The organism is Nitratireductor lacus (genome assembly GCF_056431025.1).
The window spans coordinates 73,405-90,094 of sequence record NZ_JBWKMB010000002.1 but is presented as its reverse complement, the minus strand read 5'-3'; the positions used below and the strand labels follow the sequence as shown (position 1 = coordinate 90,094).

14 protein-coding genes are annotated in these 16,690 nt (G+C 62.0%); 8 read left to right on the top strand and 6 right to left on the bottom strand.

The genetic code is table 11. The features are described from left to right. Positions 1-793: 793 nt before the first annotated feature. The 4 genes from dnaA (at position 794) to AC07E3_RS02175 (ending at position 5,636) form a co-directional block, all read left to right on the top strand. Positions 794-2,230, top strand: coding sequence for a chromosomal replication initiator protein DnaA (gene dnaA / locus AC07E3_RS02190; protein ID WP_418793243.1), 1,437 nt, complete (start codon positions 794-796; stop codon positions 2,228-2,230). 286 nt (positions 2,231-2,516) lie between these two features. Then, complete coding sequence (gene dnaN, locus AC07E3_RS02185; protein WP_065817355.1) at positions 2,517-3,635, top strand: DNA polymerase III subunit beta; 1,119 nt, start codon at positions 2,517-2,519, stop codon at positions 3,633-3,635. A 23-nt stretch (positions 3,636-3,658) separates the two neighbouring features. Then, positions 3,659-4,828 (top strand): DNA replication/repair protein RecF, encoded by a 1,170-nt coding sequence (gene recF, locus AC07E3_RS02180; RefSeq protein ID WP_336071715.1) that lies wholly within the window; start codon positions 3,659-3,661, stop codon positions 4,826-4,828. A 31-nt stretch (positions 4,829-4,859) separates the two neighbouring features. Next, complete coding sequence (locus tag AC07E3_RS02175; RefSeq protein WP_478360170.1) at positions 4,860-5,636, top strand: molybdopterin-synthase adenylyltransferase MoeB; 777 nt, start codon at positions 4,860-4,862, stop codon at positions 5,634-5,636. Positions 5,637-5,898: 262 nt separating this feature from the next. Here the strand turns inward: AC07E3_RS02175 and AC07E3_RS02170 are convergent, their stop codons facing one another. Then, positions 5,899-6,900 carry a 2-hydroxyacid dehydrogenase gene (locus AC07E3_RS02170; protein ID WP_007010192.1) on the bottom strand — a complete coding sequence of 334 codons (1,002 nt, stop codon included), beginning with the start codon at positions 6,898-6,900 and terminating at the stop codon, positions 5,899-5,901. Positions 6,901-7,063: 163 nt separating this feature from the next. Here AC07E3_RS02170 and AC07E3_RS02165 point away from each other — a divergent pair, with 163 nt between their 5' ends. Then, on the top strand, positions 7,064-7,618 hold the full coding sequence (locus tag AC07E3_RS02165) for an SH3 domain-containing protein (protein WP_336071712.1): 555 nt from the start codon (positions 7,064-7,066) through the stop codon (positions 7,616-7,618). 14 nt (positions 7,619-7,632) lie between these two features. Here AC07E3_RS02165 and irrA read toward each other — a convergent pair whose 3' ends face one another. Beyond that, positions 7,633-8,061, bottom strand: coding sequence for an iron response transcriptional regulator IrrA (gene irrA / locus AC07E3_RS02160; protein ID WP_272491820.1), 429 nt, complete (start codon positions 8,059-8,061; stop codon positions 7,633-7,635). Between the two features lie 250 nt (positions 8,062-8,311). On the opposite strand from irrA, the gene fabA reads away from it, so the two are divergent. Genes fabA through fabI form a run of 3 tightly spaced genes read left to right on the top strand, consistent with a single transcriptional unit; the run spans position 8,312 to position 10,923 of the window. Continuing rightward, positions 8,312-8,824 carry a 3-hydroxyacyl-[acyl-carrier-protein] dehydratase FabA gene (gene fabA, locus AC07E3_RS02155; protein ID WP_065817359.1) on the top strand — a complete coding sequence of 171 codons (513 nt, stop codon included), beginning with the start codon at positions 8,312-8,314 and terminating at the stop codon, positions 8,822-8,824. Positions 8,825-8,873: 49 nt separating this feature from the next. Further along, entirely contained in the window at positions 8,874-10,094 is a 1,221-nt protein-coding gene (gene fabB, locus AC07E3_RS02150) for a beta-ketoacyl-ACP synthase I (protein ID WP_065817360.1), read from the top strand. A gap of 10 nt (positions 10,095-10,104) precedes the next feature. Beyond that, entirely contained in the window at positions 10,105-10,923 is an 819-nt protein-coding gene (gene fabI / locus AC07E3_RS02145) for an enoyl-ACP reductase FabI (RefSeq protein WP_336071710.1), read from the top strand. Between the two features lie 19 nt (positions 10,924-10,942). On the opposite strand, the gene AC07E3_RS02140 is transcribed toward fabI, so the two are convergent. From AC07E3_RS02140 to AC07E3_RS02125, 4 genes are all read right to left on the bottom strand, one after another. Next, entirely contained in the window at positions 10,943-11,959 is a 1,017-nt protein-coding gene (locus tag AC07E3_RS02140; RefSeq protein ID WP_478360169.1) for a class I SAM-dependent methyltransferase, read from the bottom strand. A gap of 72 nt (positions 11,960-12,031) precedes the next feature. Then, complete coding sequence (gene pnp, locus AC07E3_RS02135) at positions 12,032-14,185, bottom strand: polyribonucleotide nucleotidyltransferase (protein WP_336071708.1); 2,154 nt, start codon at positions 14,183-14,185, stop codon at positions 12,032-12,034. Between the two features lie 309 nt (positions 14,186-14,494). After that, the gene (rpsO, locus tag AC07E3_RS02130; RefSeq protein WP_478360168.1) at positions 14,495-14,764 is read right to left on the bottom strand and encodes a 30S ribosomal protein S15; all 270 of its coding nucleotides are present in this window, start codon (positions 14,762-14,764) and stop codon (positions 14,495-14,497) included. A gap of 158 nt (positions 14,765-14,922) precedes the next feature. Continuing rightward, complete coding sequence (locus tag AC07E3_RS02125; RefSeq protein ID WP_478360167.1) at positions 14,923-16,647, bottom strand: sensor histidine kinase; 1,725 nt, start codon at positions 16,645-16,647, stop codon at positions 14,923-14,925. Between the last annotated feature and the right edge of the window lie 43 nt (positions 16,648-16,690).

Sequence of the window (16,690 nt, the reverse complement as noted above, 5' to 3'; positions counted from 1 at the left end):
GTATTCCTCTTGTATTTCATAGGGTTGTGAAAGTTTATCCACAGGTTACCCATGTCACGCTCGGCGGAAAATCAACGCCGAAATGTCAAGCTCTTTTTTAAGATTTTTTTTCGGAGCGCGCGTGAAGCGCGCGCATTTGGAAAAGGCTTTTGAATCCAAAAGGCTTATCCACCTGCCCCCTGGGCGATGCCGATTTTTGCGCTCCGCACAAGACCAGATTCGAGAAAAAAGCGGCAGCCCCGCCCTTGCCCTTTCCACAAGGATTTCGGTAATGTCAGGCCATCGAGAGGGCAGAAGAAAGCCCGATGACTTAAGCCCAAATCGGCACCCATTGCGACGCGGTTTTTTCTTCCGCGTGGGGTTTTTGCGCGCTCTCGAAACAAGCCTCGCCGGCTCGTTTGTCGGGGACCCAATGGAGACGCATTCGCGTCGAGACCAGACGAGCACGAGCTGCATAACCGCCGGTACAGAAAATCAACCGGTGATTGTATAAATCTGTTTCAACGGCGGCCATGCCGCTGTAAAGAGCCAAGGAGAGTTTTGGGGTCAGAGACCAGGCGGACGACATACGATCATCATAAAAAGAACGGACCGGGCAGGGGCAAACAGCCTTGTGGCAATGACCCGGACGTTGAAAACACCACTCAAAATGACAGGGACACGAGGAATGCAAAGCGGCGCGGAAAGGGAAACAACGGGGGGATTTTCTTTTCAGGAGCAGATGTCTCAGCAGGAGGGCAAGGAGACAGCAGACGCAGGCAAGAGCGACGGCAAGGCGGGACCGTCCGAGGCAATCTTCGAGCGCGTTAAAACGCAGCTCCGTGCACGCCTGGGGAGCGAGGTTTATTCCAGCTGGTTCGGTCGCATGAAGCTGATGGAAGCCTCAAAGGGCTGCGTGCGGATCTCCGTGCCCACGGCTTTTCTGCGCTCCTGGATCAATGGTCACTATCTCGACCTCATCACCGAATTGTGGAAGCAGGAAGCGCCAGACACTCTCAAGGTGGAGATTGTGGTGCGGACCGCCACGCGCAATGTGCGGGCAACGCAGGAAAGCAAGCCGGCAACCGCGCGCAAGGTCACGAACCGACCGCAAACGGCCCTTGCCTCCGGTACGCTGGCCGGAACACCATCCGCACGCGCCAATCCAGCGAAGATGCCAGAGGCCGAAGGGCGTTCGAACATTCTGGGCTCGCCGCTCGACAGCCGGTACACATTCGATTCCCTGATCGAAGGCGCCTCCAACCGCGTCGCCTGCGCCGCTGCGCGCACCGTGGCCGAATCGGACGCCAATGCGATCCGCTTCAACCCGCTCTTTCTTCATGCCTCAGTGGGGCTTGGAAAGACACATATGCTGCAGGCGATTGCAGCCGAGTCGCTGCGCCGCAAGCCGCAAGCCCGTGTCGTCTATCTGACGGCGGAGTATTTCATGTGGCGTTTCGCCACCGCGATCCGCGACAACAACGCCCTGACCCTGAAAGAGCAGTTGCGCGACATCGATCTTCTGATCATCGACGACATGCAGTTTCTGCAGGGCAAATCCATCCAGAACGAGTTCTGCCATCTGCTCAACATGCTGCTCGACAGCGCGCGCCAGGTGGTGGTGGCGGCGGACCGCCCGCCCTCAGAGCTGGAATCGCTCGAGCCGCGCGTAAAGTCGCGCCTCAATGGCGGCGTGTCTCTCGAGATCGGCGCTCCTGATTTCGCCATGCGGCTGTCGATCCTGAAGCAGCGTCTGGCGAGCGCGCAGGCCGAGGACGGTTCGCTCGACATACCAGAGGAAATTCTGGTCCATGTGGCGCGCTCGGTCACCGGCAGTGGCCGCGAGCTGGAAGGTGCTTTCAACCAGCTTCTGTTCCGCCACTCCTTCGAGCCGCAGATCACCATCGACCGGATCGACGAAATCCTCGGCCATGTCTGCCGCGCCGGCGAACCGAAGCGGGTCCGCATCGAGGACATCCAGCGCATTGTCGCACGGCACTACAACGTGTCGAAGACGGAGCTGCTTTCGAACCGCCGCACACGCACCATTGTCAAGCCGCGCCAGGTGGCCATGTATCTTTCCAAGGTCATGACGCCGCGCTCCCTGCCGGAAATCGGCCGTCGTTTCGGCGGACGCGATCACACGACGGTGCTGCATGCGGTCCGCAAGATCGAGGGGCTGACCGACGGCGACAGGCAGCTTGCGCAGGAGATCGAGCTTCTGAAGCGCCTGATTAGCGATCAGGCCTGAGGCTGGCAGGGCCGCCGGAGCCCGCGACGGCAAGACGGCACCCGAAGCGATTTTGACAGACCGGCGGCGCGCCCGCCGGTCTTTTCTTATCTTCCGCGCTCCTGCCTCCCTGCGGGCACTGCGTTTTCCCCAAAAACCGGAAGGAACCGGAGCGTAACGCCGTGAAAGGCTTGCGTTTCTTGTCGGTTTCCTGTCATTTTGACGGAAATCGAAGCCTGTTCACGGCTGTCCTGAACATGCGCCATGTTTGCAGGGCTATTCTTCATTCAAGTGAGATTGATTGGTCATGCGTGTTATTCTCGAACGCTCCACCCTCCTGAAGTCACTGAACCATGTTCACCGCGTGGTGGAACGCCGCAACACCATTCCGATTCTCTCGAACGTGCTTCTGAGCGCGGACGGCGCAAGCCTGCAGATGAAGGCAACCGACCTCGACCTGGAAGTGACCGAGGCTGCGGGCGCGACCATCGAGCAGGCCGGTGCAACGACCGTTCCGGCGCATCTGCTCTACGACATCGTGCGCAAGCTGCCCGACGGCGCGGAAGTGATGCTGAAGACCGATGAGGACGGCAATGCCATGTCCGTGGTGGCCGGGCGCTCGAGCTTCCGTCTCCAGTGCCTGCCACAGTCTGATTTTCCCGAGCTCTCGGCCGGTAATTTCTCGCATATCTTCCGGCTCGATTCGGCCGATCTGAAAGGGCTGATCGAGAAGACCCAGTTCGCCATCTCCACCGAGGAGACGCGTTATTATCTGAACGGCATCTTCCTGCACACGATCGAGGCCGACGGCGGGTTGAAGCTGCGCTCGGTGGCGACCGACGGACACCGTCTCGCACGCGCCGAGATGGAAGCGCCGGCGGGCTCTGAAGGCATGCCCGGCATCATCATCCCGCGCAAGACGGTCGGCGAACTGCAGAAGCTGGTCGACGATCCGGATGTGGCTGTCACCGTCGAACTTTCCGACACGAAGATCCGCTTCACCATCGGCAGCGTCATCCTCACCTCGAAACTGATCGACGGCACTTTCCCCGACTATCAGCGCGTCATTCCGACCGGCAATGACAAGAAACTGGTGATCGACCGTCAGACCTTCGCTTCGGCCGTCGACCGCGTGTCGACGATCTCCTCGGAACGCGGGCGGGCGGTGAAACTCAGCATTGCCGAAGGACAGGTGACACTGACGGTGAACAACCCGGACTCGGGCTCGGCAACCGAAGAGCTTGCCGCCGACTACGAGGCGGACCCGATCGAGATCGGCTTCAACGCCCGCTATCTTCTGGATGTGGCGGCGCAGCTCTCGGGCAGTGAAGCGCGCTTCCTCCTGGCTGATGCAGGCTCACCCACGCTCGTGCAGGACGAAGGCGACGAAAGCACGCTCTACGTTCTGATGCCGATGCGCGTCTAGAGCGCGCCGGCATTGGCTTCCCCTTGGTCGACCAGACATCCGGCAGGCAGGCCGTAGCCCAGGTTCACGTTACCAGGCTGAGCCTAACCGACTTTCGAAATTATCATGCCCTGGCGCTCGATCTTTCGCCGGGAGCGGTGGTTCTGACCGGCGAGAACGGCGCAGGCAAGACGAACCTGCTCGAGGCGGTTTCCTTTCTCTCGCCGGGTCGCGGATTGCGCCGCGCCACGCTTGACGATGTCGCGCGCGAAGGTGCCGGAACGGGCTTTGCCATTCATGCGAAGCTCGAAGGCCCGTTCGGCGAATGCGAGATCGGAACCGGCACTGCCGGCCTGCAGCCGGGAGCGGAAACGGGCGGACGCCGCCTGCGCATCAACGGCGAGAACGCACGCACGGCCGATGCCATGCTCGAGTGGGTGCGCGTCCTGTGGCTGACACCGGCCATGGATGCGCTCTTCACCGGTCCCGCAGGCGACCGCAGGCGCTTTCTCGACCGGCTCGTTCTCGCCATCGACCCGGCGCACGGTCGGCGCGCCCTCGACTATGAGAAGGCGATGCGCGCGCGCAACCGGCTGCTTTCGGAAGACTCGCGCGATGGCGGCTGGTTCGACGCCATAGAAACGCAGATGGCCGAAACCGGAGTGGCGATTGCCGCCGCGCGGGCCGAGATGGTGCGCCTGCTCGCCGCCATGAACGAACGCCTGCCCGAAGACGGCCCGTTTCCCACCGCCGGGATCGCGCTGGAGGGCACCATCGACCACGCGATCGGACAGCACGCCGCCGTCGACGTTGAGGAGAGATTCCGCGCCCTTTTGCGCGACCAGCGACCCCGCGACCGCGCCGCGGGGCGAACGCTGGAAGGCCCGCATCGCAGCGATCTTCTGGTGCGCCATGTGCCCAAGGACATGCCCGCGGCCCGCTGCTCCACCGGCGAGCAGAAAGCGCTGCTTGTGGGGCTGATCCTCGCCCATGCCCGGCTGACGGGCGAGCTTTCGGGAACCGCGCCGATCCTGCTTCTGGACGAGATTTCCGCGCATTTCGACCCGGACCGGCGGGCAGCGCTCTTCTCGATCCTCGAAGAGCTGAATTGCCAGGCGTTCATGACCGGTACGGAAGCAGGCCTGTTCTCGGCCATCGAAGGACGGGCGCAGTTCTTGTCCGTATCCGCCGGCGCGATCCACGAACAACGCTGACACGCTCCCTCACGCTGGATAAGATCGCTGCATGGCCGAGACAACGACATTCCCCGCCGCACTTTCCGACACCGAGCTGGAGCGCTACGCCCGTCACATCGTTCTGCCGGAAATCGGTGGAGCCGGGCAGCAAAAACTGAAGAAGGCGCGTGTTCTGGTGATCGGTGCCGGGGGGCTCGGCGCGCCGGTGCTTTGCTACCTTGCGGCCGCCGGCATCGGCACGCTTGGCGTGATTGACGACGACACGGTTTCGCTCTCCAACCTGCAGAGACAGGTGATCCATGACACGGACAGTGTCGGCATGGAGAAGGTCGAGAGCGCCGGGGCAAGCATTGCCCGCATCAATCCGCATGTTACGGTCGAGACCCACCCTATCCGGCTTGATGCGGAGAACGCTGCCGGGATCATCGCCACCTACGACATGGTGGTGGACGGATCGGACAATTTCGACACCCGCTACCTGCTGGCAGACACCTGCGAGGCAGTGGAACGACCGCTCGTCACGGCGGCCGTCGGTCGCTTCGACGGGTCGCTCACCGTGCTCAAGCCATTCGAACGCGATGCCGATGGCAACCTCCTGCCGGGCTATCGTGACCTCTTTCCCGAACCGCCGCCGGCGGGGCTTGTGCCCAGCTGCGCGGAAGCCGGCATCGTCGGCGCGCTGACCGGCGTGATGGGAACGCTGGAGGCCATGGAGGTCATCAAGCTGGTGACGGGTATCGGTGAACCGCTCACCGGCCGCCTGCTGCTTTACGATGCGCTGGCGGCCCGTTTTGAAACCGTGAAATACCGGCGGCGCTCCGGCTGAGGGCGTTTTTGCCTGCGGGTGGGAACGGGCTTTGCTCGCTCCGTGACCTGTTGCATTGACGGTGTGCGTGGTTCGACAAGCTCACCATGAGGGATCGCAATGGGAGGGATGGCAATGGGCTGCATGGAGGGACAATGCCGCTGCCAAGGCGCGCCATCAGCGCCTCTGAAGAACGGTTTTCTGCCAGACACAACCATCCCTCATGGTGAGCTTGTCGAACCACGCACAACGCCACTGCCACGAGATCGCATGCGCCAAGCGATCATACGTTCCTGGGTAGGACACGGTCCGGCGGACGGTGGCCGTCGAAGAGGGTGCGGATGTTGATGATCACCTTCTCGCCCATATCGATGCGGCCCTCGATGGTGGCCGAGCCCATATGCGGCAGAATGACGATCTTGTTTTTCTGAGCGAGTTTCAGGAGCTTGGGATTGACCGAGGGCTCGTGCTCGAACACGTCGAGCCCCGCACCCGCAAGCTTGCCTTCCTCGATGAGGCGGATCAGCGCATCCTCATCCACCACATCACCGCGTGCGGTGTTCACGACATAGGCGCGGGGTTGCATGAGCTCGAGCCGCCGCGCAGACAGCAGATGGAAAGTGGCCGGGGTCGACGGGCAATTGACGGAGATGATGTCCATGCGGGCGAGCATCTGGTCGAGGCTGTCCCAGTAGGTTGCCTCCAGTTCGTCCTCGATGGCCGGCAGAACACGCTGGCGGTTGTGATAATGGATCGACAGGCCAAAGGCCTTGGCGCGGCGCGCGACGGCCGTGCCCACGCGGCCCATGCCGACAATGCCCAGGCGCTTGCCCCAGATGCGGTGCCCCAGCATCCATGTGGGCGACCATCCGCCCCACTCGCCACCGCTGCGCAAAAGCTCCGCGCCTTCCGTCAGGCGGCGCGGCACTGCGAGCATGAGCGCCATGGTCATGTCGGCGGTGTCTTCGTTGAGCACGTTGGGCGTGTTGGTAACGGTGATGCCTTTCCGGGCCGCCGCTGCGACGTCGATATTGTCGACGCCATTGCCGAAATTGGCGATGAGCTTCAGACGCTCGCCGGCCTGGGCAATGAGCGCGGCATCGATTCGATCCGTGATCGTGGGAACAAGAACGTCAGCTTCCTTGACCGCAGCCACGAGCTCGGGCTGCGTCATGCGCTTGTCGTCGAGATTGAGGCGCGCGTCGAACAGCTCGCGCATGCGCGTTTCGACCTGGTCCGGCAGCTTGCGGGTGATGACAACGAGAGGCTTCTTCCTGACGGTCATATGGTCTCCAAAATAACGCCCTGTTGATACCTCTTTAACCAAGATGCACGACACTGCAATGCCGAGCCGGGTTGTCTTCTGTCTATCAAGCGGGGGGCGCCAAGACAAAGAAAAAGGGTGGAAGCGCTCGCTCCACCAGAACAAGGGTTACCGGGAGTTTGTAATGCCGGCCAACGCGCCATTCCGTTCAATGTTTGCAGCCCTCGCCGTCGCCGTTCTGGTTGCGACACCCATGACGACGCAGGCGCAGGCAAACACCGAACAGAACGTAAAGGTCGGGCCAAGCGGTCTTCCCCTGCCACGTTTCGTCAGTCTCAAATCAAGCCGCGTGAACATGCGCATCGGCCCGGGTCTCAACTACGCCGTGAACTGGATGTATCTGAAATCCGGTCTGCCGATGGAGATCATCCAGGAATATGACAACTGGCGGCGGGTGCGCGATGCCGAGGGAGCGGAAGGCTGGATCAATCAGGCGCTTCTTTCGGGACGCCGTACCGGTATCGCCGCACCATGGTTCAAGGGCAAGGAAGCCGATATCGACCTCAGGGCCGACCCGCGCGACGATGCGCGGCTCATCGCCCGTGTCGAACCCGGCGCCATCGGCTCGATCAAGGCATGCAATGGCGACTGGTGCGAAATGGACTTCGCCGGCCATTCGGGCTGGGTCAACCAGTCGCTGATCTGGGGTGCCTATCCGGGCGAGACCGTAAAAGACTGACAGTGAAGCGCGCTTCAGTGGCGCTTGCGGCGCAGCCTGACAACGATATCGACATTGGCGATTTCCGTTCCTTCCGGCGGCTCGGGAAGATTACGGACCTCGACGCCACCTGAGGGGATGTCGAAAACTTTCTCATCTTCTTCGAAGAAGAAATGATGGTGATCCGACACATTGGTGTCGAAATAGGTGCGGGCACCCTCCACCTGAACGATGCGCAGCATGCCGGCATCCGTGAACTGATGAAGCGTGTTGTAGACGGTGGCCAGCGAAACGGAGAAGCCCGCATTCTGAGCTTCCTCATGCAGCGCTTCAGCAGAAACGTGACGATCACCGGCGGCGAACAGGAGATCTGCGAGCGCGACACGCTGGCGTGTAGGACGCAGGCCCGCACTCCTCAAACGCTCTTCGAGCGAAATCTTCTGGCCTTCATTCGAGATCGACAATGAAACCGCCCGTCTTCCTGTTATCCGAACCTTCGACCCATCCCGAGGCTCTCGCTGCAGTTATTCCCTCCTGACATATATTCGCTCCATTCAACACGATCAATAGCGGCAGTTTTCCGGGGGCAGCCACACGCAGCATGGCAAATTCCCACAACGGCGGTTTCCAGCGAGAAACAAGCTGTGATAGGGAGTTCGGACAATGAAAAGAACGGTTCCGGCGCGACCGGGACCACCGACGGGATGGCTATTGATGGCGCAAACGAAAAACAGCTACAATTACGAAGACCTTCTGGCCTGCGCGCAGGGCGACCTTTTCGGTCCCGGCAACGCGCAATTGCCGGCTCCGCCCATGCTGATGTTCGATCGCATCACCGACATTCAGGAGGAAGGCGGGGCGTTCGGCAAGGGCTATGTCCGCGCCGAATTCGACATCAAGCCTGACCACTGGTTCTTCCCTTGCCATTTTCCCGGCAACCCGATCATGCCCGGCTGCCTTGGCCTCGATGCGCTCTGGCAGCTCACCGGTTTCTACCTCGGCTGGCTCGGCCTGCCGGGCAAGGGCATGGCCCTTTCGACCGGCGAGGTGAAATTCAAGGGCATGGTTACGCCGGAGACAAAGCTCGTCGAATATGGCGTCGACTTCAAGCGTGTCATGAAAGGCCGCCTGGTTCTCGGCACCGCCGATGGCTGGCTGAAGGCTGACGGCGAGCAGATTTACACCGCCACGGATCTTCGTGTCGGGCTGGCCAAGCAGGAAGCCTGAGTTTCAACCATTGACTGGCGGCCGTGTGCAGCGGCCCAAGGAGAGCATCATGAGACGCGTCGTCGTTACCGGCCTCGGCATCGTTTCCTCGATTGGCAACAACGCGAAGGAGGTCACCGCCTCGCTGCGCGATGCGAAATCGGGCATCACCTTTTCGCAGGATTTTGCCGATCACGGCTTCCGTTGCCAGGTGTGGGGAGCTCCCACGCTCGACCCGACCGAACTGGTCGACCGCCGCGCCATGCGCTTTCTGTCAAAAGGCGGTGCGTGGAACCATGTCGCGATGGAACAGGCCATCGCCGATGCGGGGCTTGAGCAGAGCGACATCACCAATGAACGCACCGGCATCATCATGGGATCGGGCGGCCCCTCCACCCGCACCATCGTGGAAGCCGCGCAGACGACGCTCGAAAAGGGTTCGCCAAAGCGCATCGGGCCGTTCGCGGTGCCGAAAGCGATGTCCTCGACGGCTTCGGCCACGCTGGCCACCTGGTTCAAGATCCACGGCGTGAACTACTCGATCTCGTCGGCCTGCTCGACCTCGGCGCACTGCATCGGCAATGCGGCGGAGATGATCCAGTGGGGCAAGCAGGACGTCATGTTCGCGGGCGGCCACGAAGATCTCGACTGGACCATGTCGAACCTCTTCGACGCCATGGGCGCCATGTCCTCCAAACACAACGACACGCCGGCCACCGCCTCGCGTGCCTATGACGCGACGCGCGACGGGTTCGTGATCGCCGGCGGCGCTGGCGTTCTGGTTCTGGAAGAGCTGGAACACGCCAAGGCGCGCGGTGCGAAAATCTATGCCGAGCTGACCGGCTATGGCGCAACTTCGGACGGCTACGACATGGTGGCACTTTCCGGTGAAGGCGCGGTGCGGTGCATGCGCCAGGCGCTTTCCACGGTCGATGGCAAGGTGGACTACATCAACACGCACGGCACGGCGACGCCGGTGGGCGATTCCGGCGAAATGGGCGCGGTGCGCGAAGTGTTCGGCAACGACATCCCGCACATCGCTTCCACCAAGTCGCTGACCGGCCATTCGCTCGGCGGTGCCGGCGCGCAGGAATCGATCTATTCGATCCTGATGATGCAGGAAGGCTTTATCGGCGAGAGCGCACACATCACCGAACTCGATCCGGAGTTCGAGGGCATGCCCATCGTGCGCAAGCGTATCGACAATGCGAAGATCGATACGGTGCTCTCCAACTCCTTCGGCTTCGGCGGCACCAACGCCACGCTTGTTTTCCAGCGTTACGCAGGGTGAAATAAGGTCCATGGACGGTTTGATGAAAGGGAAGCGCGGCCTCATCATGGGGGTCGCCAACGATCACTCGATTGCCTGGGGCATCGCCAAGAAGCTCTCCGAGCAGGGCGCGGAACTGGCGTTTACCTATCAGGGCGAGGCATTCGGCCGCCGTGTGAAGCCGCTGGCCGAGAAGGTGAACTCCAAACTGCTTTATCCCTGCGACGTGGAAGACAGCGCGTCGATCAATTCCGTCTTCGACGGGTTGAAGGAGGAGTGGGGCTCGCTCGACTTCATCGTACACGCGATCGGCTTCTCCGACCGTAACGAGCTAAAGGGCCTTTATGCCAACACCACGCGCGAGAACTTCGTGCGCACCATGGTGATCTCCTGCTACTCCTTCACGGAGGTTGCCCGCAAGGCGGCGGAACTGATGGACAATGGCGGGCAGATGCTGACGCTGACCTATGCCGGTTCCACCCGCGTCATGCCCAATTACAACGTGATGGGCGTGGCCAAGGCCGGGCTTGAGGCAAGCGTGCGGTATCTGGCAAGCGACTACGGCCCGCGCAATATCCGCGTCAACGCGATTTCGGCGGGCCCCGTGCGCACGCTGGCAGGCGCCGGCATCTCCGATGCGCGCTACATGTTCTCCTATCAGCAGCGCAATGCGCCGCTCAGGCGGACCGTGGTGATCGACGAGATCGGCGGATCGGCGCTCTATCTGCTGTCCGATCTTTCGTCGGGCGTCACCGGTGAAATCCACTATGTGGATTCCGGCTACAACACCGTTTCCATGCCCACCATGGAAGAGCTGAAGCGGCTGAGTGCGGCGACCGGCGACGACTGAGGGCGATCAGACTGACCCGCTACTTGCGGGCCCACAAAACCTTGAACACCGTATCGCGGCGCAGCTCACCCTGTGCCGCGAAATGCTTTTGGAGGCTCTCTTCATAGGGGAGCTGCCTGTTGGCGACGAGGAAAAGCCGCCCGCGCGGCCTGAGCGCCTTTGCCGCCGCCGCGATCATCGCATGACCCATATCGGGCTCCGCAGCCCGGCTGCGATGGAAGGGTGGGTTCATCAGGATTGCGTCATAGCGCTCGTTCACCGGCTCGCCCAGAAGGTCCTGCCAAAAGAAGCGCGCCGGCATCTGCGGCGCTCTTGCCGCCATGTTGCGCCGGGCCGCCTCCAGCGAGGCGTGATGCGCCTCGTAAAGATCGATGCTCTTCACGCCCGGTGCGCGCTCGGAAGCTGCAACGGAGAGATACCCCCAGCCGGCCGCGAAATCGGCAATTGCGCCTGACAGATTGTCCGGCAGGCACTCCACGAGAAGCGCCGAGCCCGGATCGATGCCGTCATCGGAGAAGCCACCGGCAGCGGTGGTGAAACCGTCCGCCTCGCTGTCGCCGGCGCTCAGCTCGGCCATCAGCTCGGGCTCCAGCCTCTCCGGCCGGCGCAGCCAGAAGACGACGCCATGATGCTTGGAGGCATGATCGTCAAGCTCCACCAGCGACGCCATGCGCTTGCGCACGCTGCCGCCGCCGTCTTTCTTGGCACAGGCGGCCATGATGAGCGCGCCGGCGCGTGTCCGGTTCAGAGCCTCGGCAAGGCGCTGCTCGTTTTCGCGGCGGTGCCTGCCAAGCAGCACAAGCGCCATGTCGTAGCCCTCGCCCACCGGTTCCGGCTCCACGGTCACGCCAGCCTGGCTGAGCGCCAGATAGTCGGGCCGATAGCCCTGAATGGCCGTGAGGCTTCCCGAGAAGTCGGACGGCAGCAGCAGGCCGCCCGGCGCGCCCAGAAAAAGCACACGCTCCCCCTCGCCCGGCGGAGCGATCAGCCCGCGCTCGAACGGAAACAGAAGGGTGGCAAGCGGTGTGTCGTTCATCTTGGGTTCCGGATATGAAAACGGGCGCGACCTGAATGGCCGCGCCCGCTGGTCAGTCAAAAGGAAGCGGGATCAGCCTTCGGCGTCCTCTGCCTCTTCCTTCTTCTTCTTTTCCTGCACGATCTCCTTGCCGGTCTCCTGGTCGACGACCTTCATGGAGAGGCGAACCTTGCCGCGCTCGTCGAAGCCCATCAGCTTCACGAACACCTTGTCGCCTTCCTTGACGACGTCGGTGGTCTTGCCAACGCGCTCCTGCGCGAGCTGCGAGATGTGCACCAGACCGTCGCGCGGACCGAAGAAGTTCACGAATGCGCCGAAGTCGGCGGTCTTGACGACCGTGCCTTCGTAGATCTCGCCCACTTCCGGCTCTGCCGTGATGGAGTGGATCCACTTCTTCGCCGCCTCGATTTCCTTGGCGTTGGACGAAGCGATCTTCACCGTGCCGTCGTCCTCGATGTTGATCTTGGCGCCGGTCTTCTCGACGATCTCGCGGATCACCTTGCCGCCGGAACCGATCACGTCGCGGATCTTGTCGGTCGGGATCTGCATGACCTCGATGCGCGGAGCGAACTCGCCCAGCTCACCACGGCTCTCGGAAAGGGCCTTGGCCATCTCGCCGAGAATGTGCAGACGACCGTCCTTGGCCTGGTCGAGGGCGATCTGCATGATCTCCTCGGTGATGCCGTCGATCTTGATGTCCATCTGGAGCGAGGTGATGCCCTCATCCGTGCCGGCGACCTTGAAGTCCATGTCGCCGAGGTGATCTTCATCACCCAGGATGTCGGAGAGAACGGCGAAGCGCTCGTCTTCCTTGATCAGGCCCATGGCGATGCCGGCAACCGGCTTTGCCAGCGGCACGCCGGCGTCCATGAGGGCCAGCGAGGTGCCGCAGACGGTCGCCATGGAGGACGAACCGTTGGACTCGGTGACCTCGGAGACAACGCGCAGCGTGTAGGGGAACTGGTCCGCTTCCGGCAGCATCGGGTGGATGGCGCGCCATGCGAGCTTGCCATGACCGATCTCACGACGGCCGGGCGAGCCCATGCGGCCCGTCTCGCCAACGGAGTAGGGCGGGAAGTTGTAGTGCAGGAGGAAGGCTTCCTTGTAGGTGCCGGTGAGCGAGTCGATGAACTGCTCGTCTTCGCCGGTGCCCAGCGTGGCGACCACGAGGGCCTGCGTCTCACCACGGGTGAAGAGCGCGGAACCGTGCGTGCGCGGCAGGATGCCTGCCTCGGCCACGATCGGGCGGACCGTCTTGAGGTCGCGTCCGTCGATGCGGCCGCCGGTGTCGAGGATGTTCCAGCGAACGATCTTGCCCTGCAGGCTCTTGAAGACGGTGTTGACCTGCTCGGCCGACCACTTGGTCTCTTCCTCGCCTTCCGGCAGAAGCGTCTCTTTCACCTTCGCCTTGGCGGCGTCAACGGCGTCGTAACGCTGCTGCTTGTCGGTGATCTTGTAAGCTTCGCGCAGATCGTTCTCGACGATCTTGAGCATCTCGCCTTCGAGCTCGGAGAGATCCGGCGGCGTGAAGTCGCGGGGTTCCTTGGCGGCAACTTCGGCGAGCTTGATGATCGCGTCGATGACCGGCTGGAAGTTCTTGTGGCCGAACATAACGGCGCCGAGCATGACGTCCTCGGGAAGCTGCTGGGCTTCCGATTCCACCATCAGAACCGCATCGCCCGTACCGGCGACGACGAGGTCAAGCTTGGTCTCTTCCATCTCGTCGACATGCGGGTTGAGGATGTACTCGCCACCGATGTAGCCAACGCGCGCTGCACCGATCGGGCCCATGAAGGGAACGCCGGAGAGGGTGAGCGCTGCGGAAACGGCAACCATGGCGACGATGTCCGGATCATTCTCCAGATCGTGCTGCAGCACGGTGGCGATGACCTGGGTGTCGTTCTTGTAGCCATCGACGAAGAGCGGGCGGATCGGACGGTCGATCAGACGGGAGACCAGCGTCTCCTTCTCGCTAGGACGGCCTTCCCGCTTGAAGTAGCCACCCGGGATCTTGCCGGCGGCAAAGGTCTTTTCCTGGTAGTTGACGGTCAGCGGGAAGAAGTCGAAGCCTGCCTTCGGCTCTTTCGCGGAAACGACGGTTGCGAGAACAACGGTCTCGCCATAGGTGGCGAGCACTGCGCCGTCTGCCTGACGGGCAATCTTGCCGGTTTCTAGGGTAAGCGGACGCCCACCCCATTCGATCTCTACTTTGTGGTCCTTAAACATATCTTGTCCTTTTGTGCCGAAGGGCGCGCCAGCATCTGGCGGCGTTTTCCCTTCGGGCTCGCTTCGTTTTTCGGACGAGCCACGGGCAAGACAACGGGAGGCTCGTTTCCCGGCCGTCGCGGCCGCAAGCATCCTGCAATCCTGCCCCATGACCTGTCCATTGGGGCCCCGGCTATCCGACTATCGGGTGCGGGATGGCGGCAAACCGCTTTCGCTTACGCACCTGGCCGGAGCCGTCGGGCACACAAATACACCGCATGCCCAAACAAGACCGGCGGACACCCGTTGGTATCCGCCGGCCAATTCAGCTTAGCGCCGGATTCCGAGCTTCTCGATCAGCGTCTTGTAGCGGCCTTCGTCCTTCTTTCTCAGATAGTCCAGAAGACGGCGACGCTGGGAGACGAGCTTCAGGAGACCACGACGGGAGTGGTTGTCCTTCTTGTGGTCCTTGAAGTGCTCGGTGAGGTTCTTGATCCGCTCGGTCAGAATAGCGACCTGGACTTCCGGAGAACCGGTATCGCCCTGGGCGGTGGCAAATTCTTTCAGCAAATCCTGTTTACGCTCTGCAGTAACCGACATCGGTTTCCTTTCTCGAATTTAGGGAAAAGGGACGCCCTCAGCCGGGATGTCGTCCAGCCGGGGCCATGTAACAATGCGCATTCAAGGCGCAATGATGGCTGGCATATATGCGAAATCGCGCGCGATTACCAGCCCAAACATTGACAGTGCCGTTGCGCTCAATCGTCTTCGCCTGTCGGGGAAGGATTTTTCAGAGAATCCGGCACCAGCCTGTCGACCGGAATCCTGAACACGCATTCCAGCCCGTCACGATGGAAGACACGCGATATTTCGGCATCAAGCGTGCCGCCGACCATGCGCTCGATGATCTCCGTTCCGAACCCACGGCGGCGGACATTGCGGCGGCGCCCTTTCGAAACATACTCCCGCCAGGTCAGGGTCAGAGTGTCATCCTTGACCTTCCAGGAAATTTCGAGCCTGCCGGTGCTGGTGGAAAACGCGCCATACTTGGAAGCATTGGTTGCAAGTTCATGGACCGCGAGGCCGACCGTCTGCGCAGGCTGGTTGGCGAGCCGGAATTTCGGGCCGGTCATTTTCAGGCGTTCGGCGCTATCGGGCCGGAAAGGGTCGACCTGTGCCGCCAGCAGTTCACGCAGTTCCACACCGGCAGCGCCACCCGCAATCAAAAGGTCGGTCGAGCGCGCCAGCCCGTGCAGGCGTTTCTGGAATGCATCCTGGAAACCGGCGAATGTGCGGGAGCTGCGTGCAGTCTGCTTGGCCATGGAGGACACCACGGTCAGCTGGTTCTTCGAGCGGTGCGCGACCTCGCGCATGAGAAGGCGGATTTCGTTCTCCGCCTGCTCCCGATCGAGCGCAGCCTCCGCCAGAGCCGAAGATACGGTGGCCACTTCTGCGATCGGGTACTCGATCGCATGAACGGGTTCGCCGGCGCCCAGCCGCCGCGCATCGCGCGCCAGCCGACGCACGGGGCCAGCGATCTGTCGCCCAAGCAACCAGGCCGCGAACGCCCCGATGGCAATGACGAGCAGTCCTCCGGCCAGCAGCATGCGCAACGAATGGCGCATCGGCTCTTCTATGGTCTTGGTGGACGCCCACACCACCGCCTTCCACCCGCTGACGCCGGATTCACCGATGATTGCCGTGTAGGTGCCCCCCTCACGCCCTTCCGCCGGTTCGGCTTCATGTTGAATGCCCGTTCCGTCCAAATTCAGAAAAAACGTCTTTCCGACATCGGAAGACATGAAAGACGAGGCCACCACGATGTTGTTCTTATCGACCACCGAGGCATTCCAGCCGCCGCGAAGCATCTGCTGAGACAGCACATCCACAAGCGTGTCCGCGTTTCGTGTCATCACCAGGATGCGTGGGGGGCCGTTCTCGGGGAAGTACGGCTTCACGACCTTGAAGCTCCACTTGCCGTCCAGTTTTCCGAAGAACACACCCGAGGTGATGGTTACCCCTCCCTTCAACGCCGCCCGGGCCGTCTCCGGTTCGTTTAGGGGCATCAGGGGTTCGCCAAAGGGCACGCCGGTGTTGATCAGCAGCCTGTAGTTTTCATCCAGCACGCGCAGATACGAGCCGCTGCCGGCAAGAGCCAGCCTCGCGCGGTCGTAAAAATCCTTCAGGTCGCCACTGGCAAGGGAGGGGGTTGTCGAAAGCACGCGCAGCGTGGTCGACATGCCGCTCAGTTCGCGGTCCACGGCCTCGGCAATCGAGCCGGCCATGGCCTCGGCGAGCGTGGTCACGACCTCGCGCTGTGCCTCGTTGTTGCGCTGAAGCAGAACGACTGAAACGCCGATGGCGGGGATTATGGTCACCGCAATCAGCAGAAACAGAAAAAAGCCGATGGGTTTCGGGCCTGATGCGAAAGCCCTTATGCGCTCTGACCACGTTTCCGAAGGCGCACTGTCTTTCGCCTGCATTCAATGCCCGTCCCAATGATCGTTTCGGTACATAATGCACGAA

Bases quoted from the DNA above. Each gene is read 5' to 3' on its own strand.
- dnaN (WP_065817355.1), top strand. From the start codon at position 2,517: ATGCGTGTTATTCTCGAACGCTCCACCCTCCTGAAGTCACTGAACCAT.
- AC07E3_RS02175 (WP_478360170.1), top strand. From the start codon at position 4,860: ATGGCCGAGACAACGACATTCCCCGCCGCACTTTCCGACACCGAGCTG.
- AC07E3_RS02170 (WP_007010192.1), bottom strand. From the start codon at position 6,900: ATGACCGTCAGGAAGAAGCCTCTCGTTGTCATCACCCGCAAGCTGCCG.
- AC07E3_RS02165 (WP_336071712.1), top strand. From the start codon at position 7,064: ATGCCGGCCAACGCGCCATTCCGTTCAATGTTTGCAGCCCTCGCCGTC.
- fabA (WP_065817359.1), top strand. From the start codon at position 8,312: ATGGCGCAAACGAAAAACAGCTACAATTACGAAGACCTTCTGGCCTGC.
- fabB (WP_065817360.1), top strand. From the start codon at position 8,874: ATGAGACGCGTCGTCGTTACCGGCCTCGGCATCGTTTCCTCGATTGGC.
- fabI (WP_336071710.1), top strand. From the start codon at position 10,105: ATGGACGGTTTGATGAAAGGGAAGCGCGGCCTCATCATGGGGGTCGCC.
- AC07E3_RS02140 (WP_478360169.1), bottom strand. From the start codon at position 11,959: ATGAACGACACACCGCTTGCCACCCTTCTGTTTCCGTTCGAGCGCGGG.
- pnp (WP_336071708.1), bottom strand. From the start codon at position 14,185: ATGTTTAAGGACCACAAAGTAGAGATCGAATGGGGTGGGCGTCCGCTT.
- rpsO (WP_478360168.1), bottom strand. From the start codon at position 14,764: ATGTCGGTTACTGCAGAGCGTAAACAGGATTTGCTGAAAGAATTTGCC.
- AC07E3_RS02125 (WP_478360167.1), bottom strand. From the start codon at position 16,647: ATGCAGGCGAAAGACAGTGCGCCTTCGGAAACGTGGTCAGAGCGCATA.